This is a genomic window from Serratia sp. K-E0102 (assembly GCF_029962625.1).
GTDB classification, from domain to species: domain Bacteria; phylum Pseudomonadota; class Gammaproteobacteria; order Enterobacterales; family Enterobacteriaceae; genus Serratia; species Serratia sarumanii.
The window spans coordinates 852,900-876,827 of sequence record NZ_CP124754.1 but is presented as its reverse complement, the minus strand read 5'-3'; the positions used below and the strand labels follow the sequence as shown (position 1 = coordinate 876,827).

Below are 23,928 nucleotides of genomic sequence, written 5' to 3'. Positions count from 1 at the left end.
AAATTCTTCCCGCCTTTACAACTGAACACCGGAGAAGGACATGAAGCCCAGCGCCATCAGTCCGGTGGTGATAAAGGTAATGCCCAGGCCGCGCAGCCCCGCCGGCACGTTGGCATACTTGAGTTTCTCGCGGATCCCCGCCATGGCGACGATCGCCAGCATCCAGCCGGTGCCGGAACCGATGCCGTACACCACCGATTCGGCGAAGTTGTAGTCGCGCTGCACCATGAAGGACACGCCGCCGAAGATGGCGCAGTTCACGGTGATGAGCGGCAGGAAGATGCCGAGCGCGTTATACAGCGACGGGAAGAAGCGATCGAGGATCATCTCCAAAATCTGCACCAGCGCCGCGATCACGCCGATGAAGGTGATGAAGTTGAGGAAGCTCAGATCGACGCCTTCCACCAGCGCGCCGTCGCGCAGGATCAGGTTGTAGACCAGGTTGTTCACCGGCACCGAAATGCCGAGCACGATGGTCACCGCGATGCCCAGGCCAAAGGCGGTCGAGACCTTCTTCGAGACCGCCAGGAAGGTACACATCCCGAGGAAGAACGCCAGCGCCATGTTCTCGACGAACACCGCGCGCACAAACAGGCTGATATAGTGTTCCATCGGCCTTTACTCCTTTTCGATCTGCGCCGGCTTCAGGGTGCGCAGCACCCAGATCAGCAGGCCGATGATGAAGAACGCGCTCGGCGCCAGCAGGAACAGGCCGTTCGGCTGGAACCAGCCGCCGTTCTGCACCGTTTCCAGCACCGGGACGCCGAACAGCTTGCCGGAGCCAATCAGCTCGCGCAGGAAACCGACCAGCACCAGGATCACCCCGTAGCCCAGCCCGTTGCCGATGCCGTCCATAAAGCTCTCGATCGGCGGCGACTTCATGGCATAGGCCTCGGCGCGCCCCATCACGATACAGTTGGTGATAATGAGTCCAACGAACACCGACAGCTGCTTGGAGATCTCGAACGCGTAGGCGCGCAGCAGCTGATCGACCACGATCACCAGCGAGGCGATGATCGCCATCTGCACGATAATGCGCACGCTGTTGGGAATATGGTGACGGATCAGCGAGATGAAGAAGCTGGAGAACGCCGTGACCAGCGTCACCGCAATGGTCATCACCACCGCCGTCTCCAGCTTGGTGGTCACCGCCAACGCAGAACAGACGCCCAACACCTGCAGGGCGATCGGGTTATTGTCGAACAGCGGCCCCAGCAGGACCCGCTTTATCTCTTTGGAATCAGCCATTTTTCAGCGCTCCTTCACGAACTTTTTTCAGGAACGGGCCGAAGCCGTGCTCGCCCAACCAGAAATCAAACGTATGCTGCACGCCGTTGGAGGTCAGCGTGGCGCCGGACAGGCCGTCCACCCCATGCACATCCCCCTGACGCGCGCCGCCTTTCACCACGCGGATCGCCGGCTGACCGTTGTCGTCGAACAGCTGTTTGCCGACCCACTGCTGGCGCCAGGACGGGTTCTCGACCTCGCCGCCCAGCCCCGGGGTTTCCCCCTGGTCGTAGTAGGTGATGCCCTTGACCGTGTTGCCGTCGTTATCCAACGCCACGAAGGCGTACATCATCGACCACAGACCGGTGCCGTATACCGGCAGCACAATCTTGTTCACCTGGCCGCTTTCGTCGCGCACCAGGTAGATTTCCGCCTGGTTGCTGCGGCGCTTGATACCGGCCGGATCGTCGCCCGCCGCCAGCGCCACGCTTTTGGCGTCGTCGCGCAGCGCGGCGCCCAGATCGAACGCCGCCGCCTTGCCGGCGACAAACTCGCCGCTGTTGAGATCCACCAGGCGCGGTTCGATGCGCTCGCTGTACAGGCGCTTGACCTGCTCGCTCTCCATTTTCGGCTGCAACAGGCCGGCTACGTCGAGAATATTGCGCTGCTTGTCGAGCAGCTTTTGCTCCTGCTGTTTGGACTTCAGGCCGACGGCGGAGCCCGCCACCACCACTGAACACACCAGACACAGCAGCAGCACTACCAGCAGCGTTTTACCGATGCCGTCGTTTTTCGCTTCATTCGCCACGGGCTTTTCTCCGCTTGATGTTGGCCTGCACCACCAGATAATCGAACAGCGGTGCGAACAGGTTGGCGAACAGGATCGCCAGCATCATGCCTTCCGGATAGGCGGGGTTGACCACCCGGATCAGCACGCACATCACGCCGATCAGAATGCCATACCACCATTTCCCCTTGTTGGTGAAGGAGGCGGAAACCGGGTCGGTCGCCATAAAGATCATGCCGAAGGCGAAACCGCCCAGCACCAGATGCCAGTACCACGGCATGGCGAACATCGGGTTGGTATCGGAACCGATGGCGTTGAACAACAGGGCGGAAGCCACCATGCCGAGCATCACGCCGGCGACGATGCGCCAGGAGGCCACGCGGCCGAACAGGATAATCGCTCCGCCGATCAGGATCATCAGCGTGGAGACTTCACCGACGGAGCCGGGAATGTTGCCGAGGAAGGCGTCCATCCAGCTGATGGACTGGCCGGTGGCCACGTTGCTCAGGCTGTGCGCCCCGCCTGCGCTCCACTGCGCCAGCGGCGTCGCGCCGGAGAAACCGTCCGCGGAAGTCCACACCAGATCGCCGGAGATCTGCGCCGGGTAGGCGAAGAACAGGAAGGCGCGGCCGGCCAACGCCGGGTTGAGGAAGTTGCGCCCGGTGCCGCCGAAGATCTCTTTGGCCACCACCACGCCGAAGGTGATACCCAGCGCGGCCTGCCACAGCGGCAGGGTCGGCGGCACGATCAGCGCGAACAGGATAGAGGTGACGAAGAAGCCTTCGTTGACCTCATGCTTGCGGATAATGGCGAACAGCACTTCCCAGAAGCCGCCGACGACAAACACCACGGCGTAGATCGGCAGGAAGTAACAGGCGCCCAGCACCATCTTGCTGACCCAGCCGGCGTCGGCCGCCAGCGAGGCGCCGAGCCACTGCGCCAGGCGATAATGCCAGTCGCCCGCCAGCACCTGTTGCAGCTCGTCGCCGCTGTACAGATGGTGCAGCGCCGGGATCGCCTGTTGGCCGACGTTGTACATGCCCCAGAACATCGCCGGGAACACCGCCAGCCACACCAGGATCATCATGCGTTTCAAATCGATGGCGTCGCGCACGTGCGAAGCGCCGCGCGTCACCGTGCCGGGGGTGTAAAACACCGTGGTAGTCGCTTCATACAGCGGGTACCACTTTTCCAGTTTGCCGCCCGGCGTGAAGTGATGCTCTATCTTCTCAAAATAATTCTTCAGGCCCATCGGTTATCCTTCCTGCTCAATCTTGGTCAGCACCTCGCGCAGCACCGGCGCGTACTCATACTTGCCGGGGCAAACGAAGGTGCACAGCGCCAGATCTTCCTCGTCCAGCTCCAGACAGCCCAGCGCCTGCGCGCTGTCGCTGTCGCCCGCCAGCAGATCGCGCAGCAGCAGCGTCGGCAAAATATCCAGCGGCATCACCCGCTCGTAGTTGCCGATCGGCACCATGGCGCGTTCGCCGCCGTTAGTGGTGGTCGAGAAGGCGAACAGTTTGTTCTTCAGGAAGTGGCCCAGCGTGGTGCGGGTAATGGAGAACTTGTTCGGCGAAGGCACGATCCAACCGAACAGCTCTTTGTCGCGCCCTTCTTCCAGCACCGACACCTGCGAGTGGAAGCGGCCGAGCCAGGCGTTCGGCCCGGTGGCGTGCATGCCGTTCAGCACCGAACCGGAGATCACCCGGTTCTCGCCGTTTTTCAGGCGGCCGGCGGTCAGCTCCTCGAGGCTGGCCCCCAGGCGGGTGCGCAGCAGCGCCGGCTGTGCCACCTGCGGCCCGGCCAGCGCCACGACCCGGCGGGTATCGAGCTGACCGGTGGTGAACAGCGTGCCGATGGCGATGACGTCCTGATAGCCGATGTGCCAAACGGTTTTCTTCAGGCTGACCGGTTCGAGGAAGTGAATGTGGGTGCCCACCAGCCCGGCGGGGTGCGGGCCGGCAAATTCGCTGTAGGCGATCTGCGGGCCGCTCTGCTGGCCAACGGAGGCGCCGGCGGCGTGGCATACATGCACCTTGCCGGCCGTCAGGCGCGCCAACACCACCAGCCCGGCGTTGAACGCCGCCTGCTGCTCGGCGATGATCACCTGCGGATCGGCGGCCAACGGCCGGGTATCCATCGCGGTGACGAAAATGGCGCGCGGTTCGCTGCCGGGGCTCGGCGTTTTGCTGAACGGACGGGTGCGCAGCGCGGTCCACAGGCCGCTGGCGATCAGTTCGCTCTCGACCTGTTCGCGCGGCAACTGGGCCAGTTCACCCAGCGGGTAATGCGCAAACTCGAGCTGGTCATCGCCGCCGTTTTCCAGCGCAATCACCACCGATTGCAATACGCGCCGCTCGCCGCGGTTAATCGCGGCGATGCGGCCGCTGGCGGGAGCCGTGAAGAAAACCCCGGGGTTTTTCTTATCTTCGAACAACGCCTGGCCTTTCTTAACGGTATCGCCTTCCTGCACCAGCATGGAGGGACGCATTCCGACATACTCTTCCCCAAGCAGGGCAACATGCTGAATGTTCGGGCCGTCTTGGATCGCCTGAACCGGGGCTCCGGCTATCGGCAGATCTAACCCTTTTCTGATCTTAATCATAGGATTTATACGATGTAGTTTGGTTTACACGTCTGCCCGGCCCCAGAGGCGGGTGCTGACGATGCCAGGATTGCCGGGCAGTGCGCATGGCGGCACGCCCAACATGAACTTTCTCGCAGTGAAAAACTGGGGTAACGCGCATTCCCTTGATTCCCCCTTTCCGTTGTTAGCGCGACGGTCGATATGTTAACGGCCTGTAGCCAAATAACCATCAAAATGGCCGGGTTATATGCCATAACTCCTGCCGCTTCAATCGCCACAGCGCGTTAAATTGAAGGGGGAATATTAACATTGTTCGCAACATTGTTCTGCGTTCCGTCGTGACTTGGGTCAAGCAAACGCAATTAAATTTCGCCTGTTTTTCACTACTTATCGTTAAAATCTGCCGGTCATTTCACTTTTATCGAGCTTTGTCGTTTTTTTATACATATCACGTATTGCTAAAAATAAACGCGCTGGTAATCTGGCGGTGTTTTGCAGCAGTAAAAACAATATCAGTGGCATGCCGACCAACGTCATTGCGCCGGCAAATAAATATAAGCAGGAATAATAATGAGCAAAATCGCGCTGTTGTTTGCGATGCTTGTTTCTATGCCGATGATCACGGCCTGCAGCGCCAGCGAGCAGGTACCCGAAGCGCCGGTAGTTAAACAGCAATTATTGGGTTCGCCGGTCTATATTCAGATCTTCAAAGAGGAACGCAAGCTGGAATTGTATGCCAAAATGGGCAATGAATTCCGCCTGGTCAACACGTTCCCCATCTGTAATTTCTCCGGCGGGCTGGGTCCTAAACGCCGTGAAGGCGACTTTAAAAGTCCGGAAGGCTTTTATAGCGTTGACGCGCGCCATCTGAAACCCGACAGCAAGTATTATCGGGCGATCAATATCGGTTTCCCTAATGATTACGATAAATCGCAGGGCTATTCCGGCGCTTATCTGATGATCCACGGCGAATGTAAATCGATTGGCTGTTACGCGATGACCAACACCTATATGGACGAGATCTATCGCTACGTCGAAGCCGCCTTCGCCTATGGCCAAAGCCGCGTCAACATCAGCATTTACCCGTTCCGCATGACCGAGCAAAACCTCAAGCGCCATGCGTCATCCAGCTATATCGCCTTCTGGCGCCAGCTGAAGCCGGGCTACGATTACTTCGCGAAGAACCACCAGCCGCCGACAATGGGCGTGGTCAATGGCCAGTACGTCTTGGGTCAACCGTTGATGAGCAGCGGCGGCATGATGACGCAGTACGCGTCAGCCAGCCCGACGCCCAACACCAATCCCTTCGCTCAGAACAAGCCGCTCACCGAAGTGAAATAACGCGAACTCGCCTGGCTCAATCTTGTGCCAGGTTTCGTTGGCGGTCAGCGGTTGGGTGGCGATCACCGTGACCACATCGTTCGGTGTGGTCTGCTGCTGAAAATCGATTTCCACGTCCTGATCGAGCAGCGTCGCCTTGCCGAACGGCGCGCGGCGCGTGATCCAATACAGGTTGGTGGAACAATAGGCCATCACGAAGCGCCCGTCCGACAACAGCATGTTGAACACCCCCTTCTTGCGCAGCTGGTTCGCCAACAGGCCGATATAGCGGAAAACCGCCGGCCATTGGCTCGGGGTGCGCGGGTATTTCAGCGCCAGCTGATGCAGCAGCCAGCAGAACGCGTATTCGCTGTCGGTCTGGCCGACCGGGCGAAACGTGCCGGTATCCAGCTGACGATAGCCTTTCAATTGGCCGTTGTGCGCGTAGGTCCAGTTGCGGCCCCACAGTTCGCGGGTGAACGGGTGGGTGTTTTCCAGCGCCACCTCGCCGCGATTGGCCTGGCGAATATGGGACACCACCGCGCAGGACTTGATCGGATAGTCCTGCACCAGGCGGGCGATCGGCGAGTTGAAGCTCGGCTGCGGATCCTTGAATGTGCGGCAGCCGTTCCCTTCATAGAAGGTAATGCCCCAGCCATCCTTATGCGGCCCGGTGCGGCCGCCGCGCTGTACCAGGCCGGTAAAGCTGAAGCAGATATCGGTCGGTACGTTTGCGCTCATCCCGAGCAGTTCACACATCGCCAGCACTCCTTAACCACACTGACACAGGCTGTGCGGGCGCAGCATGCGGCGCCCGCCGTCTTATTCATGGGGAGCCGCAGCTCCCCGCAGGCTATCAAGCCTTAACCATCTCTTTTTCGATCAGCTGAATCAAGATGTGAATCGCTTTAATGTGGATTTCCTGAATGCGGTCGGCGTAGCCGAAGTGCGGCACGCGAATTTCCACATCGGCGGAGCCCGCCATCTTGCCACCGTCCTTGCCGGTCAGGGTGATCACTTTCATCCCCTTGGCGCGCGCCGCGTCGATGGCCTTGATGATGTTGCCGGAATTGCCGGAGGTGGAAATGCCCAGCAGCACGTCGCCTTCGCGGCCTACCGCTTCCACATAGCGAGAGAACACGTACTCATAGCCGAAGTCGTTGCTGACGCAGGACAGGTGGCTCACGTCCGAGATGGCAATCGCCGGGTAGCCCGGGCGGTTTTCACGGTAGCGGCCGGTCAGCTCTTCGGCGAAGTGCATCGCGTCGCAATGGGAACCGCCGTTGCCGCAGGAAATCACTTTACCGCCGGCTTTGAAGGAATCCGCCAGCAGCACCGCGGCGCGTTGGATGGCGTCGATGTTGGCGTCGTCATTGATAAATTTCGCCAGGGTATCAGCCGCTTCGTTCAGTTCACTGCGAATAAGGTCGTGGTACATGAGGAACCTCTTGTTATCGTCAAATCTTCCGCTCCGCAGTGTACCGGATCGCGGAAACAGCGAGAAGCATTCTCAGCCAAACAGCGCGCCGGTTAAGGAAGCGGAGAGGTTTTTGATGATTGGTGCTGTCAGTTTGTGACCTGAGTTGTAATTAAACTGTAAACGCATTGATAAAAATTCTGCCTTGTACTAAAACCTATTACATACACACAACAGGTCAGACCTCTTACTACTTCGGAGCTTCTTATGATGGTTCTTAGTATCGTCGTTTTCCTGGCTCTCCTCGGCGTGGTGTTCTACCACCGAGTGAACCTTACCCTCAGCAGCCTGATCCTGGTGGCGTACACCGCCGCCATGGGCGCTATCGGCCTGTGGAGCTTCTGGCTGTTGCTGCCGCTGGCTATCGTGCTGCTGCCGCTGAACCTTTCCTCTGTGCGCCGTTCCCTGCTCTCCGCGCCGGCGCTGCGCGCCTTCCGCAAGGTGATGCCGCCGATGTCCACCACCGAGAAGGAAGCGATCGACGCCGGTACCACCTGGTGGGAAGGCGATCTGTTCCGCGGCGCGCCGGACTGGAACAAGCTGCACAGCTACCCGAAACCGCGCCTGACGGAAGAAGAGCAGGCGTTTATCGACGGCCCGGTGGAAGAAGCCTGCCGCATGGCCAACGACTTCCAGATCACCCACGAACTGGCCGATCTGCCGCCTGAACTCTGGGCATACCTGAAAGAACACCGTTTCTTCGCGATGATCATCAAGAAAGAGTACGGCGGTCTGGAATTCTCCCCTTACGCTCAGGCGATGGTGCTGCAAAAACTGGCCGGCGTTTCCGGCATCCTGGCGATCACCGTCGGCGTGCCGAACTCCCTCGGCCCGGGCGAACTGCTGCAGCACTACGGTACCGAAGAACAGAAAAACCACTATCTGCCGGGCCTGGCGCGCGGCGACGAGATCCCTTGCTTCGCGCTGACCAGCCCGGAAGCGGGTTCCGATGCCGGCGCCATTCCGGACGTGGGCACTGTGTGCATGGGCGACTGGCAAGGCAAGCAGGTGCTGGGCATGCGCCTGACCTGGAACAAGCGCTACATCACGCTGGCGCCGGTCGCCACCGTACTGGGCCTGGCGTTCAAACTGCATGACCCGAACCGCCTGCTGAGCGACAACGTATCCCCGGGCATCACCTGTGCGCTGATCCCGACCAGCACGCCGGGCGTGGAAATAGGCAACCGCCACTTCCCGCTGAACGTGCCGTTCCAGAACGGCCCGACCCGCGGCACCGACGTGTTCGTCCCGATCGATTACATCATCGGCGGGCCGAAAATGGCCGGCCAGGGCTGGCGGATGCTGGTTGAGTGTCTGTCGGTCGGTCGTGGCATCACCCTGCCGTCCAACTCTACCGGCAGCCTGAAATCCATCGCCCTGGCGACCGGTGCCTACGCGCACATTCGCCGTCAGTTCAAGATCTCCATCGGCAAGATGGAAGGTATCGAAGAGCCGTTGGCGCGCATCGCCGGCAACACCTATGTGATGGACGCCGCCGCTTCGCTGATCACCTATGCGCTGGTGCAGGGCGAGAAGCCGGCCGTGCTGTCGGCCATCGTCAAATACCACTGTACGCACCGCGGCCAGCAGTCGATCGTTGACGCCATGGATATCGCCGGCGGTAAAGGCATCATGCTGGGCGAATCCAACTTCCTGGCTCGCGCCTATCAGGGCGCACCGATCGCCATTACGGTGGAAGGCGCGAACATCCTGACCCGCACCATGATGATCTTCGGCCAGGGCGCGATCCGCTGCCATCCTTATGTGCTGGATGAAATGGCGGCGGCGCAGAGCAACGATCTGAACGCCTTCGATAAATCGCTGTTCGGCCATCTGGGCCACGTCGGCAGCAACAAGGTACGCAGCTTCTGGCTGGGCCTGACCAACGGCCGCACCAGCGCCACGCCGACCAAGGACGCGACCCGTCGTTACTATCAGCAGTTGAACCGCCTGAGCGCCAACCTGGCGTTGCTGTCGGACGTTTCCATGGGCGTGCTGGGCGGCAGCCTGAAGCGCCGTGAGCGCATCTCCGCTCGCCTGGGGGACATCCTCAGCCAGATGTATTTGGCTTCCGCCGTGCTGAAACGCTTTGACGACGAAGGCCGTCAGAAAGAAGATCTGCCGCTGGTGCATTGGGGCGTGCAAGACAGCCTGCATAAAGCCGAACAGGCGCTGGATGATCTGCTGCGCAACTTCCCGAACCGCTTTATCGCCGGCGCGCTGCGCTTCGTGGTCTTCCCGTTTGGCCGCGTGCATACCGCACCGTCCGACCGTCTGGATCACCAGTTGGCCAAGATCCTGCAGGTGCCTTCAGCCACCCGCAGCCGTCTGGGGCGCGGTCAGTACCTGACGCCGAGCGAGCATAACCCAATCGGCCTGCTGGAAGCGGCGCTGGCCGACGTGATGGCCGCCGAGCCGATTCACGAGCGTCTGTGCAAGGCGGCCGGCAAAAACCTGCCGTTCACCCGTCTGGATCGTTTAGCGGAACGCGCGCTGGAAGAAGGCAAGATCAGCGCCGACGAAGCGAAAATCCTGGTGAAAGCCGAAGAGAGCCGTCTGCGCTCCATCAACGTGGACGACTTTGCGCCGGATGCGCTGGCGGCCGCCAAGCCGGAAAAGCCGGCGGCGCAGTCTAAGCGCCAACAGCAGACCGAAGCGGCTTAACGCCAATTCCCACTCCACGCATCCAAGGGGCGATCATCATCGCCCCTTTTTCTTTTCTTGCATCACGAACTGCGCAGCGCGCCGCAGGTTGGCGCAACGGCGGATTTCACGGGAAGGAAGTTCGAGTAGACTGCGCGGCGGGTGCTCTGGATCTTTCTGTCCGGAGCCTTGGCAAAGGAGAGAAAGAGAAAGGCCCCGAGTCGATATTATCAACCCGAGGCCACTCTGATGCCTAGCAACGTCAGGTTAGCCTCTTACCCGCCGCAAGGCAAGGATAGGGAGGTCAAAAATGCAGCAAAAACGGGTCGTGCTTAAGCTGGTGATCGTTTGTATGACGCTGATCGCGTTCATCTGGCTAACCCGCGGTTCGCTGTGCGAACTGCGCATCAGGCTGGGAGACTCGGAGGTTGCGGCCACTTTGGCTTACGAATCCGAACGGTAAGGCAACCCAACGGCGGGGTTCGCCCCGCCCGTTGGCTGATGGTGTCAGGCAAGATCCACGAGCATCCGCCTTTTCAGCCCTGCTGACGAATGCGCGCCAACAGGGCGTCAATATGCTCGATCTGCGGCGCATTGACGATCAGCGTGCGCCCCAATCCCAGCGCATGGCGCTGACAGTCGAGGCGCATATCAGCGTCGGCGATGCTGTCCAGATCGGCGACGTGCGCCAGGCCGATGGTGCGCCGAATCAGTTCGGTGCCGCAGTACCCGACCGCATCGGTCCAGACCTGTAGCAGGAACAGCTCGGCGTAACCCGGCGTCGCCAGCGCCGCATCCCGGCTTTGCTGATGGCACAAAGCCAAAAAGCGATCGGCGAAGATCAGCCATAGCTCGCGCACATCCTGCAGGCGCTGCTCGCGCCCGGCGGCGGCGTCGCGCGGCCCGAACAGCCCCGGCAGCCCGCAATAGTTGAGCAGCAGGTTGCCTAACGCAGTACCGACATCGAAACCGATCGGACCGTAGAAGCCGAATTCGGCGTCGATCGCTTTCAACCGGCCTTCCGCCACGAAGATCGAACCGCTGTGAATATCGCCGTGCAACAGCGCCTCCGCCTTGCTGAGAAAGCGATGTTTCAGGCCGGCGACCGCCAACTTCAGCGGCGCATCCTCGCGCAGCGCCTGCACCTGCGGCAACAGCGCCACCTCGAACTGATTGCGCTCATGGTCGATATAGGGATCGGTAAAGAACAGGTCTTCGGTGATCTGGCACAGTTCGGGGTTAGTGAAACGTCTGACTTCCGCCTTCTTCTGCTGCGCCGACTGATAAAAATCGGAGGTGTGGAACAGCGTCTGCGCCAGGTATTCCGCCAACTGCCCGGCCGCCAGCGGGTGATAGTTGCCCTGTACCAGCTCACTGCGCCAGATGCGATGATCGGAGAGATCTTCCTGCACCATCACCGCCAATTCGGGATCGTGATGCAAGACTTTTACCGTATGCCGCGGGCAGAAACCGCCGTGAACCCGCAGCGTTTCCGCTTCGATGCGCGCCCGATCCAGCGTCAGCGGCCAGGATTCGCCCACGCAGCGCACGTAGGGCAGCGCCTGTTTGACGATCACCCGGCTCACGCCTTCGCGATCGCGGATCTTGAACACCAGGTTCAGGTTGCCGTCACCGATCTCGTCGGCGCTCACCAGCGCCTGCGGATCGGCCACCTGCCCATATTGGCGGGCATATTCAACGGCATCGGCAGCCGTAAACGTACGATAAAGCGACATTCCCCAACCCCTCTGTTCTCTCTCACTGACCCCAGCGATTCTGTTTATTTAGACGTAAAAGCATTTGGACGTCTATACATCTGGAAGTCATGTTGGCAGAATAGCGTTTCAGATGCAATAACCACGCAACAAGGAATTAACCGCCGATGCAAGCGCTTAACACCACCAGTTTGACCCTGCAGGACAACCGCCTTTGGATCCTCGATCAGCAAGCCCTGCCGCAGGAAAAGCGGTGGCGCGCCTGCGACAGCGTGGAGGAACTGGTCGGACACATTCACAGCCTGCGGGTGCGCGGCGCGCCGCTGATCGGGCTGTCCGCCAGCCTGCTGCTGGCGCTGCTGGCGGAACGCGGTCTGCCGCGCGCCGAGCTGGAACAGGCGCTGCACACGCTGCGCGCCGCTCGCCCGACGGCGGTCAACCTGATGAATAATCTGGATCGCATGAAGCTGGCGCTGGCGGAGCCTGACTGGGCGCCGGCGATGGTGAACGAAGCGCTGCGGCTGGTGGAAGAGGATCGCCGATTGTGCGATCGCATCGCCGATCACGGCGCTGGGCTGGTCAAGCCCGGCAGCCGCCTGCTGACCCACTGCAATACCGGCGGATTGGCCACCGCCGGCGTCGGCACCGCCATCGGCGTGCTGCTGCGCGCCCACCGGCAGGGCAAAGTGCAACAGGTATGGGTCGATGAAACCCGGCCGCTGCTGCAGGGCGGCCGTCTGACCGCCTGGGAATTGGGCGAGCTGGGCATTCCCTATCGCCTGATCTGCGATTCGATGGCCGCCAGCCTGATGGCGCAGGGCCAGGTCGATGCGGTATGGGTCGGCGCGGATCGCATCGCCGCCAACGGCGACGTCGCCAACAAGATTGGCACCTACAGCTTGGCGGTGCTGGCGCACTATCACGGCATCCCGTTCTACGTGGCCGCCCCGCACACCACCCACGATCCGCACTGCCCGGACGGCGCAGCCATCCCGATCGAGCAGCGCGCGGCGGCCGAAGTCACCGGCGTTTCAGGTAGCTTCGGCGCCTGCCAGTGGGCGCCGAACGATGCGCCGGTCTACAATCCGGCGTTCGACGTCACGCCGGCGAAGCTCATCAGCGGATGGATATTCGACAGCGGCGTGATTACGCCGCAGCAGGTTGAAGCGGGGATTTTCCAGCGGGCGTTGGGTTAACGCCCGCCCATCGGCACTCAGTCCAAACGCGGATAAGCATCGGCGATCTTGTCGCCGGTGAAATGCGCCACCCAGCCTTCCGGGTTGTCGAACACCCGGATCGCTGTGAAATGCGGGGCCGATCCCATATCGAACCAGTGCCGGATGTTGGCCGGCACCGAGATCAGATCGTTCTTTTCGCACAGGATCTGGAAGATCTTGCCGTCCAGATGCAGGCAAAACAGCCCTGCGCCTTCGACGAAAAAGCGTACTTCATCTTCGCCGTGCGTATGTTCGGACAGGTATTTTTCACGCAGTGCCTGGCGCTGCTCATGGTCCGGCCGCATGCTGATCACGTCCCAGCTCTGGTAACCCTTTTCCGCCACCAGTCGGTCTATCTCATGCTGGTAGGCGGCGATCACCGCCTCCGGCTGCGGGTTGTCACCCAGCTCGCGATCCGCTTGCCAGCGCTCAAAGCGCACGCCGATCTGCGCCAACTGCCGCTGGATCTCCTGCGCATCGCGGCTCTGCCACAGCGGCTGCTGCGGCGCTGTATCGCTGAAAATGGTCAATCCACTCATGAGACGAACTCCCCTAAATCGATACGATCAAAACGGTTAACCTGCGGATGCCGGCTCTGATCGTCCGCGTCATCGCGGATCAGCTGGCAGGTATGCCAGCCGGCGGCCTGCGCCGCATCCAGCTCCTGGCGGATGTCGGACAAAAACAGCAGCTCGTCGGGCGCGATGCCGATAGCCTGCGCGATGTTGCGGTACGACGCGGTTTCACGCTTGGCGCCGACGTGCGTATCGAAATAGCCACTGAACAGCGGCTGCAGATCGCCCGCGTCGCTGTGGCCGAACAGCAGCTTCTGCGCCTCCACCGAACCGGAGGAATAGACGTAGAGTTTCACCCCTTGCCGCTGCCAGGCGGCCAACTGCCCGGCGACTTCCGGATACAGATGCCCGCGGAAATCACCCTCGCGGTAGCCGCTGCGCCAGATGATGCCCTGCAGCGCTTTGAGTGCGGTGGATTTGCGGTCTTCATCCATAAAGCGGTACAGCGCGGCGATCAGCACGTCGAGATCGGCCTGCGGTTGGCCAATTTCAGCGCGCAGCGCCGCCAGCGGTGCGGCGACTTCGCTCTCAGCGGCATGGCGGCGCACAAAATCCGCCAGCCGTTCGCGGGCGTAAGGAAACAGTACCTGATGCACGAAGCGAATATCGCTGGTGGTGCCTTCAATATCAGTCACGATGGCGCGGATCATTTCGCCTCCAGTAAACGGCGTTGCAGTTCACACTGGAACAAGAATTCCAGCCCTTCAAGATGGCGGCGAGCTTCCGCCACCTGGCTTCCCCAGCAATACAGACCGTGGCCGCGCACCAGAAAGCCGTATTGCAGCGGCGTGGCCTCGGCATAGGCCGCCACGCGCGCCGCCAGCCGAGGGATATCCTGATCGTTGTCGAATATGGGGATCGCCACGCGGTCCAGGTGGCTGCGCTGGCCGGCCAGCGACTTCTGCATTTCGTACCCCTGCAGCACCAGCGCATCGCCGCGTTCCACCCGCGACAGGACGGTAGCGTTGACGGAATGGGTATGCAGCACCGCGCCGATATGCGCAGACAGGCGATAGAGCAGCGTATGCAGCCCGGTCTCCGCCGACGGCGTGCGGCCGCTCGGCACATGATTGTCGGCAATATCCACCCGCAGAAAATCGGCGGCGCTCAGGCTACCCTTGTCTTTGCCGGACTCGGTGACCAGGCACTGACGTTCGTCCAGGCGCAGCGACATGTTGCCGCCGGTCGCCGGGCACCAGCCTTTGTCGCCAATCCAGTGGCAGGCCGCCAGCAATGCGGTAAGTTGCGGATTCTCCGTCATTATTATCGTTTCCCGTTCGGTAAGGCGGCCGGCAGATGAGGCTTGGCCTGCCGCGTGGCGGGCTAAGCACTTTTTCGCATTTAGCCATCTAAGCGTCTTGATTGCCAAATACTAGCATCGTGTTATATTGACGGCAATATAAGCGCCAGGAGTATTCACCCGCTATGAGCACTTCCGCATTGATTCCCGAAAGCAAACTGCCCTCGCTGGGCACCACCATCTTTACCCAGATGAGCGCGCTGGCGCAGCAGCACCAGGCGATCAACCTGTCGCAGGGCTTCCCCGATTTCGACGGCCCGGACTACCTGAAAGAACGCTTGGCCTGGCACGTCGCCCAGGGCGCCAACCAATATGCGCCGATGACCGGCGTGGCGCCGCTGCGCGAAGCCATCGCCGACAAAACCGCCGAGCTGTATGGCTGGCAGCCGGACGCCGGCAGCGAAGTGACTGTCACCGCCGGCGCCACCGAAGCGCTGTTCGCCGCCATCAGCGCGCTGGTGCGCCCCGGCGACGAGGTGGTCTGTTTCGATCCCAGCTACGACAGCTATGCGCCGGCGGTGACGTTGGCCGGCGGCATACTCAAACGCATCGCCCTGCAGCCGCCTGCGTTTGCCGTGGATTGGCCAGCGTTCGCCGCCGCGCTGTCGCCGCGCACCCGCCTGGTGATCGTCAACACGCCGCACAACCCGTCCGCCACCGCTTGGCAGGCGGAAGACATGCAGCAGCTGTGGCACGCTATCGCCGAACGCGAAATCTACGTGCTCAGCGACGAGGTTTACGAACACATCTGCTTCGCCAAAGGCGGCCACGCCAGCGTGCTGGCCCACCCGCAGCTGCGCCAACGCGCGATCGCGGTGTCCTCTTTCGGTAAAACCTTCCACATGACTGGTTGGAAAGTGGGCTATTGCGTGGCACCCGCCGCGCTGAGCGCCGAGGTGCGCAAAGTGCATCAATACCTGACCTTTTCGGTCAATACCCCGGCCCAGCTGGCGCTGGCGGATAGCCTGCGCGCCGAGCCGGAGCACTGGCGACAGCTGCCGGCGTTCTATCGCGCCAAACGCGACCGCTTTGTGCAGGCGCTGGCGAGCAGCCGACTGGAAATTTTACCCTGCGCGGGTACATACTTCTTGCTGGCGGACTACGGCGCCATCTCCGATCTGGACGATGTGGCGTTCTGCCATTGGTTAACCGAGCACGTGGGCGTGGCGGCCATTCCGCTGTCGGTCTTCTGTGCCGATCCTTTCCCCCATAAATTGATCCGGCTGTGCTTCGCTAAACAGGACGCCACGCTGGATGCAGCTGCGGAGCGGTTATGTCGACTTTAAAAATTACCCTGTTGCAGCAACCTTTGGTCTGGCGCGACGGCCTCGCCAATCTGGCCGCCTTCGACGCGTTGCTGGCGCCGATCGTCGGCCGCGATCTCATCGTCTTGCCGGAGATGTTCACCACCGGCTTCGCCATGGATGCCGGCGAGAGCGCCCTGCCCGAACAGCAGGTGATCGACTGGCTGCACGGTTGGGCGGTGAAAAGCCACGCGTTAATCGGCGGCAGCGTGGCGCTGAAAACCGACGAGGGCGCGGTCAACCGTTTCCTGCTGGTCGAGCCGGGCGGCCAGGTGCACGCCTATGACAAACGCCACCTGTTCCGCATGGCCGGCGAACACCTGCACTATCAAGCCGGCAACCGGCGTGAAATCTTCGAATGGCGCGGCTGGCGCATCCTGCCGCAGATCTGCTACGACCTGCGTTTCCCGGTCTGGGCGCGCTATCAGCAGGATTACGATCTGGCGTTGTACGTCGCCAACTGGCCGGCGCCGCGCAGTCACCATTGGCAAACGCTGCTGGCGGCGCGGGCGATTGAAAATCAGGTGTATGTGGCGGGCTGCAACCGGGTGGGCGAAGATCCCAACGGCCTGAGCTACAGCGGCGACAGCCTGATCATCAGCCCTCAGGGCGAGATCCTGGCGGATGCGGAGCCAGGCGCGGCCACGCGGCTGGACGCCGAGCTGTCGCTGGAAACCCTGCAGAGTTACCGCAGCGCCTTCCCGGCCTGGCGCGACGCCGACAGCTTTCTGCGTTTAGACTGACTCCCCCTTTTCCCAGCCGGCGATCGTCAGGCAATAGGCCTGGATCGCCAGCGTCACGTCCGCCTGCCGCACCGCTTCGGCCGGATGATGGCTGACGCCGCCGGCGCAACGCACGAACAGCATGCCGACCGGCCAGTGCGCCGCCACGGCGATGGCGTCGTGCCCGGCGCCGCTCGGCAGCGCCAGGCTCCGCCCCTGTACCTGCTCGACGGCCGCCTGCCAGCATTGCCGCAGATCGCTATCGCAGGCGGTGGCGTCAATGCGGTAAAACTCCTCGCTGGCGAAGCGCACGCCGCGGCGCGCGCAGATCGCCTGCGCCTGCGCCAGCAACGCCGTCAACAGCGCCGCCAGTTGTGCATCCTGCGGGCCGCGCACGTCGAGCGTCAATCGCACTTCGCCGGGGATCACGTTGACCGCGCCCGGCAGGCATTCAATACACCCCACGGTGGCCACCAAATGCGGATCGGCGGCGCGGGTCAGAGTTTCGACCGCCGTTATCCATTCCGCCGCGGCCGCCAACGCGTCTTTGCGCTGCACCATAGGCACCGTGCCGGCGTGGCCCGCTTCACCGCTGAAAGTGCAGGTAAGCCGGCGCGCGCCATTGATCGCCGTCACCACGCCCAGCGCCAGGTCGGCTGCCTCCAGGCACGGCCCCTGTTCGATATGCAATTCGAGATAGGCGCGAATTTCGTTTGGCGCGCGACGCGCCTGTGCGATCGCCGCCGGATCCAGCCCAAAGTCGCGCATGGCCTGCGCGATGCTCACCCCGTCGGCATCCGTCTGCGCCAGCCACTCCTGCGGCCATTGGCCGGTCAGCCCGCGGCTGCCGAGCAGCGTGACGCCAAAGCGCGCGCCCTCTTCGTCGGCAAAACCGATCACCTCCAGCGCCAGCGGCAAACGGCGCCCCTGGCGGTAATAGTGCGTCACCGTTTCCAGCGCCGTGAGCACGCCGAGCATGCCGTCATAGCGCCCGGCATTGCGCACCGTGTCCAGATGCGAACCGAGCAGCAGCGCAGGGGCAGCGGGCGTGAGCCCTTCATAACGGCCGCAGATATTACCGACGCTGTCCTGCCAAACCTGCATGCCACTCTCGCGCATCCATTCACCCACCAGAGCGTTGGCGCGCCGATGTTCCGCAGACAGATAAAGACGCGTCAATTTACCGGGCTCCGCGCTGATCGCCGCCAGCTCGTCACAGCGCGCCATCACCCGTGCGGCAGCCTGCTGCGCCTCCAGCGGCGTCATCCACGCTTGCCTGCGTCATAAACGTTCCAGGCGGCCTGCAACGCCTCGCCCTGCTTGCTGGCGAAGCCGAGACGGTTCAACACCGCCTCCAGCGCCGCCAGGGTTTGCAGCACGCAATCCTTGCGCGCGTTGTAGCCCATGGTGCCGATGCGCCAGATCTTGCCCTGCAGCGGGCCGAACGAGGTGCCGATTTCGATGGCGAAGTCGTTCAACATCATCTGCCGCACCTGTTCGCCGTGCACCTGCGGCGGGATCATTACGCCGAGCACGTTATTCATGCGGTGTTCGAGATCGCCGAACACCGCCAGCCCCATGCCCCGGATGCCCGCCAGCATCGCCGCGCCATGCAGCCGGTGGCGGGCGATGGCCTGATCCAGCCCTTCTTCAAGGATCACCCGCGCACATTCGCGCGCTGCGAACAGCATGCTGGTGGCTTCGGTATGGTGATTCAGGCGTTCCGGTCCCCAATAATCCATGATCATGCCGATGTCGAAATAGTTGGAGTAAATCATCTCGTCGTCGCCGTCGGCATGCTCGGCGGTGCGGATCCCCGCCTCCACGCATTTACGGCGGCGCACAATCTCTTCAAACTGCGGGCTGAGGGTGACCGGCGAACTGCCGGAGGGGCCGCCCAGGCACTTCTGCAGCCCGGCGGAGACCGCATCCAGCCCCCAGGCATCGGTCGCCAGCGGATTGCCGCCGAAGGAAGCCGTCGCATCGGTATAGAACAGCACGCCGTGGCGGCGGCAGATATCGCCCAGCTCATCCAGCGGCTGCAGCATGGTGGTGGAGGTGTCGCCCTGCACCGTCAGCAGCAGGCGCGGGCGCACTCGCTTGATCGCGTCTTCGATGCGATCGGCGCTGAACACCTCGCCCCACGGTACCTCGATCGTGTGCACCTCGGCACGGCAGCGGCGGGCAATCTCGCACAGCAGATGCCCGAAACGGCCGAAGACCGGCACCAGCACCTTATCGCCCGGCCGAATGGCGGAAACCAGCAGCGCCTCGATACCGGCGCGCGAGGTGCCGTCCACCAGCATCGTCCAGCGGTTTTCGGTGCGGAACAGCGCGCGGTACAGCGCCATGACCTGATTCATGTAACCGGTTATCGCCGGATCGTACTGGCCGATCAGCTGGCTCGACATGGCGCGCAGCACGCGCGGATCGGCGTTGATCGGCCCCGGCCCCATCAGCAGGCGTGCCGGCGGGTTAATCTGATCGAATTGCGAGATATCCAACATGTTCATTCCCTGTCAGCTTAGTAAGTTATTGAGTTATGCCGTCAGCGTCGACATGACGTTTGTTTGCTGCCCAACAGCCTACTCCCGATAGGGATTCAGTTGAAACAAAAGATTCTTATGATCAATTAATGAAACCAAAGTAACACAATGAGGTGACCGATCCGCCTTAAACGGTGGAAAGTGCAGGAAGGGAAATGACCTGCCGCGCTTAACGCAGCTCCAGTTCGTCCAGCGCCTGGAACAGTTCGGCGACGTGATGAATACGCTGCCGCCCCTGCGCCAGCCGCTCATGCAGCAACGCATTGCTGAGCAGGCTGGCCAGGCTCATGGCGGCGGCATAGCTGTCGAACGCCGACACGCTGTCGAGCGGCACGGTCAAGTGCCAGTTGGCCAGTGGGAACAACGCCTGCGCCTGCGGTTCGCAGATCAGCAGCGTCGGCACCCCGCGGCTTTGCAACAGCGCCAGCAGCGCCTTTATCTGGCGCGGCCGGCGACGGAACGCCACCACCACCGCCATGTCCTGCGGCGTCAGCCCCGCCAGATCTTCCGCCAGCGTTTGCCCCGGCTGCGGCGCCAGCAGCACCTGCTCCCGCACCTGCATCAGCTGCTGGCGCAGGTGCATCGCCACCGGATAGCTGTTGCGCAGCCCCAGCAGCATCACGCTTCGCGCCTGCGCCAGTGCGGCGATCGCCGCGCTGAACTGCACCGCATCGATCTGCTTTACCCAGCGGGTGAGGTTGGCCATTTCCTGCTTACAGTGCCGCGCCAATAGCGTATCGCCCTGCACCGCATCGCGGCTGTCGGTCAGCGGCATGCCGCTTTGGCGCAGGGTGCGCAGCTCATCGCGCATGGCGCGGTAGTTGGGGTAACCCAGCCGTTTGAACAAGCGGCTGACCGTGGCTTTGGAAACGCCGCTCAGACGCGCCAGCTCGGCGCTGTTGTAGCCGATCAAATCGTCATAGTGATCGAAGATGAAGTCGGCCACCCGCTGCTCCTGCGGCGTCAGCTGTGGGTAGTCGCGGCGCAGGCGTTCGTCGAACCGTTGCATTATCGTTCTCGCTGTAACCTTCGTTTCAGCGGAACATAACACGGTCGAACTACCCGCTGGCAAGCGATTATTCGTTGAGGGGGAATAGCAGCGGCATGCCCTGCTCCAGCGTTAATGCCGGAAAAGGGCCGCGCGTTCAGCACCAATAGGCCATGAAGTTGACGGTAGCGCGATCCAGATCGCGTTCGCCGATCAGATAACGCCGCAGCGTTTTCACCGTGGAAGACTCGGCCGCCACCCAGGCATAAAAAGCGTTACCGCCGGCCGCCCGCTCCCAAAGCACCTCATCGCTCAGGCTGCTTTCCGCCAGGGACTGCGCCTGCGCGCACGCCGACGCGGGGATATCGACCCGCTGGCGCACCGCTTCCACCAGCAGCGTACCGTGCGCCAACTGGCGGCCCACGTCGCGCGGCAGCCAGTAAACCTCGGCGAACGGGAAACGGGCCAAATCCAGGCAATCCCCCGCCACCGGCACTTCGAAGAACGCCTGCACCCGCGGCGGATTGGCCTGCTGCGCCAGCTGCTCCAGAATGCCCATCGCCGCCGGCACCGCCGTCTCATCGGCGATCAATAGCGCCTGCTGCAACTGCGCCGGCGGCGCCCATTCGTAGCCGCCGCTGTCGCCGCCGAACTCGCCGTTGGGCGCGACCGTCTGAATGGCGTCACCCGGCTCGGCGTGGGTCGCCCAAGCGGAAGCCGGGCCGTTCACACCATGCAGCACGAATTCGACGTCCATCTGATTCTGCTCACGGCGCAGCGCACGCAGCGTATAGGTGCGCATCACCGGCCGTTGTTCTTTGGGGATCGCCATGTAATCGCCGTACCAATCCGGGCCGTTGGCCAACTGCGGGCTCTGGCCGTCCGCCGCCGGGAACAACAGTTTGATGCGCTGATCCGGCGCTTCAAGCTTCATCCGATGAATATCCGCACCTTCAAACACGCAGCGCACCAGCGAAGGTGAAATCAGCGTTTTGCTTTTCAGGGTGATATCAAAAATTCTGTAGCTGGCGGACATGTTCTCGATTCTCCGGCAACGCTGTCGCTTGCGCATATGACCGATCGGCTGCCGTGTTGACGGCGTGGGGTGCTCGATCGCGCAGTGGGTAAAATGTTAATAAAACTAATTAATTACGTTAATGTATCGCAAAAAATCATATCATGATTTTATTGATAACAAGAAACGTTATTGATAAAAGAAGCATTCTCAAAAATAGAGTAATAACAAAATCACCTGGGAAATAACGATGAAACGCAAACACCTTTGGGTATTGAACCCTTGTCTGCTGGCAATGCTTGCGCCGGCGGCTTGGGCAGAAGATCAGAAAACCGGCAACGAAGAGCAGTTGGTGGTCTCCGCCAGCCGTTCGCACCGCAGCGTGGCGGAAATGGCGCAGACCACTTGGGTCATCGAAAGCCAGGAGATCGAACAGCAGGTCCAGGGCGGCAAAGAGATCAAGGACATGTTGGCGCAGCTGATCCCCGGCATGGACGTCAGCGGCCAGGGCCGCACCAACTATGGCATGAATATGCGCGGCCGTTCGATGATGGTGATGATCGACGGCGTACGCCTGAACTCATCGCGCAGCGACAGCCGCCAATTGGATTCTATCGATCCGTTCAATATCGATCATATTGAGGTGATTTCCGGCGCGACTTCGCTGTACGGCGGCGGCAGCACCGGCGGCCTGATCAACATCGTCACCAAAAAGGGGCAACCGGAACAGCAGGTCGAGTTGCAGATCGGCGGTAAAACCGGCTTTGGCGGCCATAACGATCACGACGAGAACGTGGCGGCGGCGGTCAGCGGCGGCAACGACAACGCCTCGGGGCGCCTGTCCGTTTCTTACCAGCGCTACGGCGGCTGGTATGACGGCAAAGGCAACGAGGTGCTGATCGACAACACCCAAACCGGCCTGCAGTATTCCGATCGCCTCGACGTGATGGGCACCGGCACCCTCAACATCGACGATCATCAACAGTTGCAGCTGACCACCCAATACTACAAAAGCCAGTCCGACGGCGACCACGGCCTGTTCCTGGGAGAAAACTTCGCGGCGGTGACCGGCAACGCCAAGGCCTACAACAGCGGTAGCTTAGATTCCGACCGCATCCCCGGCACCGAACGCCATCTGATCAACCTGCAATATTCCAACACCGATTTCCTCGGCCAGGATTTGGTGGCGCAGGTCTACTACCGCGACGAAACCCTGACCTTCTACCCGTTCCCGACGCTGGCGGGCAAAGCGCCGAACTATTACGTCAGCAGCATTGGCGCCTCGCAGCAAAAAACCGACTTCTACGGCGGCAAACTGACGTTAAACAGCAAACCTGTCGACGCGCTGACGCTGACTTACGGCATCGACGCCGAGCATGAGAGCTTCAACGCCAACCAACAGTTCTTTAACCTGGCGAAGGCGCAACAGTCCGGCGGCATGACGCTGGAGAACGCCTACAGCACCGGCCGCTACCCGAGCTATACCACCAGCAATCTGGCGTCGTTCCTGCAGGCCAGTTACGACATCAACCCGATCTTCACCCTGAGCGGCGGCGTGCGTTACCAGTACACCGAAAACAAGATCGACGACTTCGTCGGCTATAACCAGCAGCAGGCGATCGCTACCGGTGCCGCCGCCTCCGCCGACGCCATTCCGGGAGGGAAAACCGACTACAACAATGCGCTGTTCAACGCCGGCCTGTTGGCGCACCTGACCGAGCGCCAGCAAACCTGGTTCAACTTCTCTCAGGGCTTCGAGATCCCGGATCCGGGCAAGTATTACGGCAACGGCACCTACGCGCTGAACGGCGGCCACTACCAGCTGCTGAAAAGCGTTAACGTCGGCGATTCCAGGCTGGAAGGCATCAAGGTCAATGCTTACGAGCTGGGCTGGCGCTATACCGGCGATAACCTGCGCACGCAAATCGCCGCCTACTACTCGCTGTCCGACAAGAGCATCGCCATCAACAAAACCGACATGACCATCAACGTCAATGCGGATAAGCGCCGCATCTACGGGGTAGAAGGCGCGGTGGATTATTTCTTTGAAGACAGCGACTGGAGCGCCGGCACCAACTTCAACGTTATCCGTTCCGAAACCAAGGTCAACGGCGAATGGAAGAAGCTGGTGGTGGATACCGCCAGCCCATCGAAAGTCACCGCCTATGTCGGCTGGGCGCCGGGCGACTGGAATCTGCGCTTACAGTCGCAGCAGACCTTCGACGTGTCGGACGACGGTGATTACACCAAGGCCAATTCCACTCAGGGCCGCAAGATCGATGGCTACAACACCCTCGATTTCCTCGGCAGCTATGCCCTGCCGGTGGGGAAAATCAGCTTCAGCGTGGAAAACCTGCTGGACAAGGAGTACACCACCGTTTGGGGCCAACGCGCGCCGATACTGTACAGCCCAACCTACGGTTCGCCTGAGCTGTACAGCTATAAAGGCCGTGGACGCACCTTCGGCTTGAACTACTCGGTGTTATTCTGAGGATAAGGGGCCGG

General features: G+C 61.6%; 22 protein-coding genes. 7 read left to right on the top strand and 15 right to left on the bottom strand.

From position 1 onward, the window contains the following. Positions 1 to 15: 15 nt before the first annotated feature. The 5 genes from nqrE to SSARUM2_RS03995 are packed head-to-tail and all read right to left on the bottom strand — an operon-like array spanning position 16 to position 4,619. Entirely contained in the window at positions 16 to 612 is a 597-nt protein-coding gene (nqrE, locus tag SSARUM2_RS04015) for an NADH:ubiquinone reductase (Na(+)-transporting) subunit E (protein WP_015376732.1), read from the bottom strand. 6 nt (positions 613 to 618) lie between these two features. Continuing rightward, on the bottom strand, positions 619 to 1,248 hold the full coding sequence (locus SSARUM2_RS04010) for an NADH:ubiquinone reductase (Na(+)-transporting) subunit D (RefSeq protein ID WP_033653338.1): 630 nt from the start codon (positions 1,246 to 1,248) through the stop codon (positions 619 to 621). Beyond that, complete coding sequence (locus SSARUM2_RS04005; RefSeq protein ID WP_015376731.1) at positions 1,241 to 2,035, bottom strand: Na(+)-translocating NADH-quinone reductase subunit C; 795 nt, start codon at positions 2,033 to 2,035, stop codon at positions 1,241 to 1,243. The genes SSARUM2_RS04010 and SSARUM2_RS04005 overlap by 8 nt, the downstream gene beginning before the upstream one ends. Further along, complete coding sequence (locus SSARUM2_RS04000; protein ID WP_033637208.1) at positions 2,025 to 3,266, bottom strand: NADH:ubiquinone reductase (Na(+)-transporting) subunit B; 1,242 nt, start codon at positions 3,264 to 3,266, stop codon at positions 2,025 to 2,027. The genes SSARUM2_RS04005 and SSARUM2_RS04000 overlap by 11 nt, the downstream gene beginning before the upstream one ends. 3 nt (positions 3,267 to 3,269) lie before the next feature. Then, positions 3,270 to 4,619, bottom strand: a complete 1,350-nt coding sequence (locus tag SSARUM2_RS03995; protein WP_060427848.1) for a Na(+)-translocating NADH-quinone reductase subunit A — start codon at positions 4,617 to 4,619, stop codon at positions 3,270 to 3,272. Between the two features lie 552 nt (positions 4,620 to 5,171). Here SSARUM2_RS03995 and dpaA point away from each other — a divergent pair. Beyond that, on the top strand, positions 5,172 to 5,942 hold the full coding sequence (dpaA, locus tag SSARUM2_RS03990) for a peptidoglycan meso-diaminopimelic acid protein amidase (protein WP_033637205.1): 771 nt from the start codon (positions 5,172 to 5,174) through the stop codon (positions 5,940 to 5,942). Here dpaA and SSARUM2_RS03985 read toward each other — a convergent pair. After that, on the bottom strand, positions 5,877 to 6,680 hold the full coding sequence (locus tag SSARUM2_RS03985; protein ID WP_025301665.1) for a class II glutamine amidotransferase: 804 nt from the start codon (positions 6,678 to 6,680) through the stop codon (positions 5,877 to 5,879). The genes dpaA and SSARUM2_RS03985 overlap by 66 nt on opposite strands. Before the next feature lie 97 nt (positions 6,681 to 6,777). Beyond that, a complete protein-coding gene (gene lpcA, locus SSARUM2_RS03980; RefSeq protein WP_004930220.1) occupies positions 6,778 to 7,359 on the bottom strand; it encodes a D-sedoheptulose 7-phosphate isomerase in 582 nt (193 codons plus the stop codon). 246 nt (positions 7,360 to 7,605) lie between these two features. On the opposite strand from lpcA, the gene fadE reads away from it, so the two are divergent. Both fadE and SSARUM2_RS03970 read left to right on the top strand, forming a co-directional pair. After that, the gene (fadE, locus tag SSARUM2_RS03975; RefSeq protein WP_041033478.1) at positions 7,606 to 10,062 is read left to right on the top strand and encodes an acyl-CoA dehydrogenase FadE; all 2,457 of its coding nucleotides are present in this window, start codon (positions 7,606 to 7,608) and stop codon (positions 10,060 to 10,062) included. Positions 10,063 to 10,351: 289 nt separating this feature from the next. Then, positions 10,352 to 10,504: a Hok/Gef family protein gene (locus SSARUM2_RS03970; protein ID WP_004930217.1), complete on the top strand. Its 153-nt coding sequence runs from the start codon at positions 10,352 to 10,354 to the stop codon at positions 10,502 to 10,504. Positions 10,505 to 10,577: 73 nt separating this feature from the next. On the opposite strand, the gene mtnK is transcribed toward SSARUM2_RS03970, so the two are convergent. Beyond that, the gene (mtnK, locus tag SSARUM2_RS03965; protein WP_060439053.1) at positions 10,578 to 11,777 is read right to left on the bottom strand and encodes an S-methyl-5-thioribose kinase; all 1,200 of its coding nucleotides are present in this window, start codon (positions 11,775 to 11,777) and stop codon (positions 10,578 to 10,580) included. 146 nt (positions 11,778 to 11,923) lie between these two features. Between mtnK and mtnA the strand changes: the two genes are divergently transcribed. After that, a complete protein-coding gene (mtnA, locus tag SSARUM2_RS03960) occupies positions 11,924 to 12,952 on the top strand; it encodes an S-methyl-5-thioribose-1-phosphate isomerase (RefSeq protein WP_033649921.1) in 1,029 nt (342 codons plus the stop codon). Positions 12,953 to 12,969: 17 nt separating this feature from the next. Here the strand turns inward: mtnA and SSARUM2_RS03955 are convergent, their stop codons facing one another. The 3 genes from SSARUM2_RS03955 to SSARUM2_RS03945 are packed head-to-tail and all read right to left on the bottom strand — an operon-like array spanning position 12,970 to position 14,809. Next, positions 12,970 to 13,512: an acireductone dioxygenase gene (locus tag SSARUM2_RS03955; protein WP_060452685.1), complete on the bottom strand. Its 543-nt coding sequence runs from the start codon at positions 13,510 to 13,512 to the stop codon at positions 12,970 to 12,972. Further along, positions 13,509 to 14,198, bottom strand: a complete 690-nt coding sequence (mtnC, locus tag SSARUM2_RS03950; protein ID WP_060418245.1) for an acireductone synthase — start codon at positions 14,196 to 14,198, stop codon at positions 13,509 to 13,511. Before mtnC ends, SSARUM2_RS03955 begins: the two co-directional genes overlap by 4 nt. Next, entirely contained in the window at positions 14,195 to 14,809 is a 615-nt protein-coding gene (locus tag SSARUM2_RS03945) for a methylthioribulose 1-phosphate dehydratase (protein WP_060387315.1), read from the bottom strand. Before SSARUM2_RS03945 ends, mtnC begins: the two co-directional genes overlap by 4 nt. A 164-nt stretch (positions 14,810 to 14,973) precedes the next feature. Between SSARUM2_RS03945 and SSARUM2_RS03940 the strand changes: the two genes are divergently transcribed. Then, the gene (locus SSARUM2_RS03940; RefSeq protein WP_039567062.1) at positions 14,974 to 16,134 is read left to right on the top strand and encodes a pyridoxal phosphate-dependent aminotransferase; all 1,161 of its coding nucleotides are present in this window, start codon (positions 14,974 to 14,976) and stop codon (positions 16,132 to 16,134) included. Continuing rightward, positions 16,122 to 16,895 carry an amidohydrolase gene (locus SSARUM2_RS03935; RefSeq protein ID WP_060439054.1) on the top strand — a complete coding sequence of 258 codons (774 nt, stop codon included), beginning with the start codon at positions 16,122 to 16,124 and terminating at the stop codon, positions 16,893 to 16,895. Before SSARUM2_RS03940 ends, SSARUM2_RS03935 begins: the two co-directional genes overlap by 13 nt. Here the strand turns inward: SSARUM2_RS03935 and hpxK are convergent. The 4 genes from hpxK to SSARUM2_RS03915 form a co-directional block, all read right to left on the bottom strand. Further along, positions 16,887 to 18,140 (bottom strand): allantoate amidohydrolase, encoded by a 1,254-nt coding sequence (gene hpxK, locus SSARUM2_RS03930; protein WP_060439055.1) that lies wholly within the window; start codon positions 18,138 to 18,140, stop codon positions 16,887 to 16,889. The two genes, SSARUM2_RS03935 and hpxK, sit on opposite strands and share 9 nt — an antisense overlap. Next, positions 18,137 to 19,381 (bottom strand): alanine--glyoxylate aminotransferase family protein, encoded by a 1,245-nt coding sequence (locus tag SSARUM2_RS03925; RefSeq protein ID WP_060452760.1) that lies wholly within the window; start codon positions 19,379 to 19,381, stop codon positions 18,137 to 18,139. The genes hpxK and SSARUM2_RS03925 overlap by 4 nt, the downstream gene beginning before the upstream one ends. Before the next feature lie 208 nt (positions 19,382 to 19,589). After that, positions 19,590 to 20,429, bottom strand: coding sequence for a MurR/RpiR family transcriptional regulator (locus SSARUM2_RS03920; protein ID WP_033653349.1), 840 nt, complete (start codon positions 20,427 to 20,429; stop codon positions 19,590 to 19,592). A 136-nt stretch (positions 20,430 to 20,565) separates the two neighbouring features. Continuing rightward, entirely contained in the window at positions 20,566 to 21,444 is an 879-nt protein-coding gene (locus SSARUM2_RS03915; protein ID WP_041033385.1) for a siderophore-interacting protein, read from the bottom strand. Positions 21,445 to 21,673: 229 nt separating this feature from the next. Between SSARUM2_RS03915 and SSARUM2_RS03910 the strand changes: the two genes are divergently transcribed. Beyond that, positions 21,674 to 23,914, top strand: coding sequence for a TonB-dependent siderophore receptor (locus SSARUM2_RS03910; RefSeq protein ID WP_060429231.1), 2,241 nt, complete (start codon positions 21,674 to 21,676; stop codon positions 23,912 to 23,914). The last annotated feature ends 14 nt before the right edge of the window (positions 23,915 to 23,928 follow it).

What these genes read in the sequence shown, in the direction of transcription:
- fadE (WP_041033478.1), top strand. Translation starts at nt 7,606, where the DNA reads ATGATGGTTCTTAGTATCGTCGTTTTCCTGGCTCTCCTCGGCGTGGTG.
- lpcA (WP_004930220.1), bottom strand. Translation starts at nt 7,359, where the DNA reads ATGTACCACGACCTTATTCGCAGTGAACTGAACGAAGCGGCTGATACC.
- SSARUM2_RS03970 (WP_004930217.1), top strand. Translation starts at nt 10,352, where the DNA reads ATGCAGCAAAAACGGGTCGTGCTTAAGCTGGTGATCGTTTGTATGACG.
- hpxK (WP_060439055.1), bottom strand. Translation starts at nt 18,140, where the DNA reads ATGACGCCGCTGGAGGCGCAGCAGGCTGCCGCACGGGTGATGGCGCGC.
- SSARUM2_RS03985 (WP_025301665.1), bottom strand. Translation starts at nt 6,680, where the DNA reads ATGTGTGAACTGCTCGGGATGAGCGCAAACGTACCGACCGATATCTGC.
- mtnC (WP_060418245.1), bottom strand. Translation starts at nt 14,198, where the DNA reads ATGATCCGCGCCATCGTGACTGATATTGAAGGCACCACCAGCGATATT.
- SSARUM2_RS03945 (WP_060387315.1), bottom strand. Translation starts at nt 14,809, where the DNA reads ATGACGGAGAATCCGCAACTTACCGCATTGCTGGCGGCCTGCCACTGG.
- mtnK (WP_060439053.1), bottom strand. Translation starts at nt 11,777, where the DNA reads ATGTCGCTTTATCGTACGTTTACGGCTGCCGATGCCGTTGAATATGCC.
- SSARUM2_RS03925 (WP_060452760.1), bottom strand. Translation starts at nt 19,381, where the DNA reads ATGTTGGATATCTCGCAATTCGATCAGATTAACCCGCCGGCACGCCTG.
- SSARUM2_RS03920 (WP_033653349.1), bottom strand. Translation starts at nt 20,429, where the DNA reads ATGCAACGGTTCGACGAACGCCTGCGCCGCGACTACCCACAGCTGACG.
- SSARUM2_RS03995 (WP_060427848.1), bottom strand. Translation starts at nt 4,619, where the DNA reads ATGATTAAGATCAGAAAAGGGTTAGATCTGCCGATAGCCGGAGCCCCG.
- dpaA (WP_033637205.1), top strand. Translation starts at nt 5,172, where the DNA reads ATGAGCAAAATCGCGCTGTTGTTTGCGATGCTTGTTTCTATGCCGATG.
- SSARUM2_RS03940 (WP_039567062.1), top strand. Translation starts at nt 14,974, where the DNA reads ATGAGCACTTCCGCATTGATTCCCGAAAGCAAACTGCCCTCGCTGGGC.
- SSARUM2_RS04010 (WP_033653338.1), bottom strand. Translation starts at nt 1,248, where the DNA reads ATGGCTGATTCCAAAGAGATAAAGCGGGTCCTGCTGGGGCCGCTGTTC.
- SSARUM2_RS03915 (WP_041033385.1), bottom strand. Translation starts at nt 21,444, where the DNA reads ATGTCCGCCAGCTACAGAATTTTTGATATCACCCTGAAAAGCAAAACG.
- SSARUM2_RS03910 (WP_060429231.1), top strand. Translation starts at nt 21,674, where the DNA reads ATGAAACGCAAACACCTTTGGGTATTGAACCCTTGTCTGCTGGCAATG.
- nqrE (WP_015376732.1), bottom strand. Translation starts at nt 612, where the DNA reads ATGGAACACTATATCAGCCTGTTTGTGCGCGCGGTGTTCGTCGAGAAC.
- SSARUM2_RS04000 (WP_033637208.1), bottom strand. Translation starts at nt 3,266, where the DNA reads ATGGGCCTGAAGAATTATTTTGAGAAGATAGAGCATCACTTCACGCCG.
- mtnA (WP_033649921.1), top strand. Translation starts at nt 11,924, where the DNA reads ATGCAAGCGCTTAACACCACCAGTTTGACCCTGCAGGACAACCGCCTT.
- SSARUM2_RS03955 (WP_060452685.1), bottom strand. Translation starts at nt 13,512, where the DNA reads ATGAGTGGATTGACCATTTTCAGCGATACAGCGCCGCAGCAGCCGCTG.
- SSARUM2_RS03935 (WP_060439054.1), top strand. Translation starts at nt 16,122, where the DNA reads ATGTCGACTTTAAAAATTACCCTGTTGCAGCAACCTTTGGTCTGGCGC.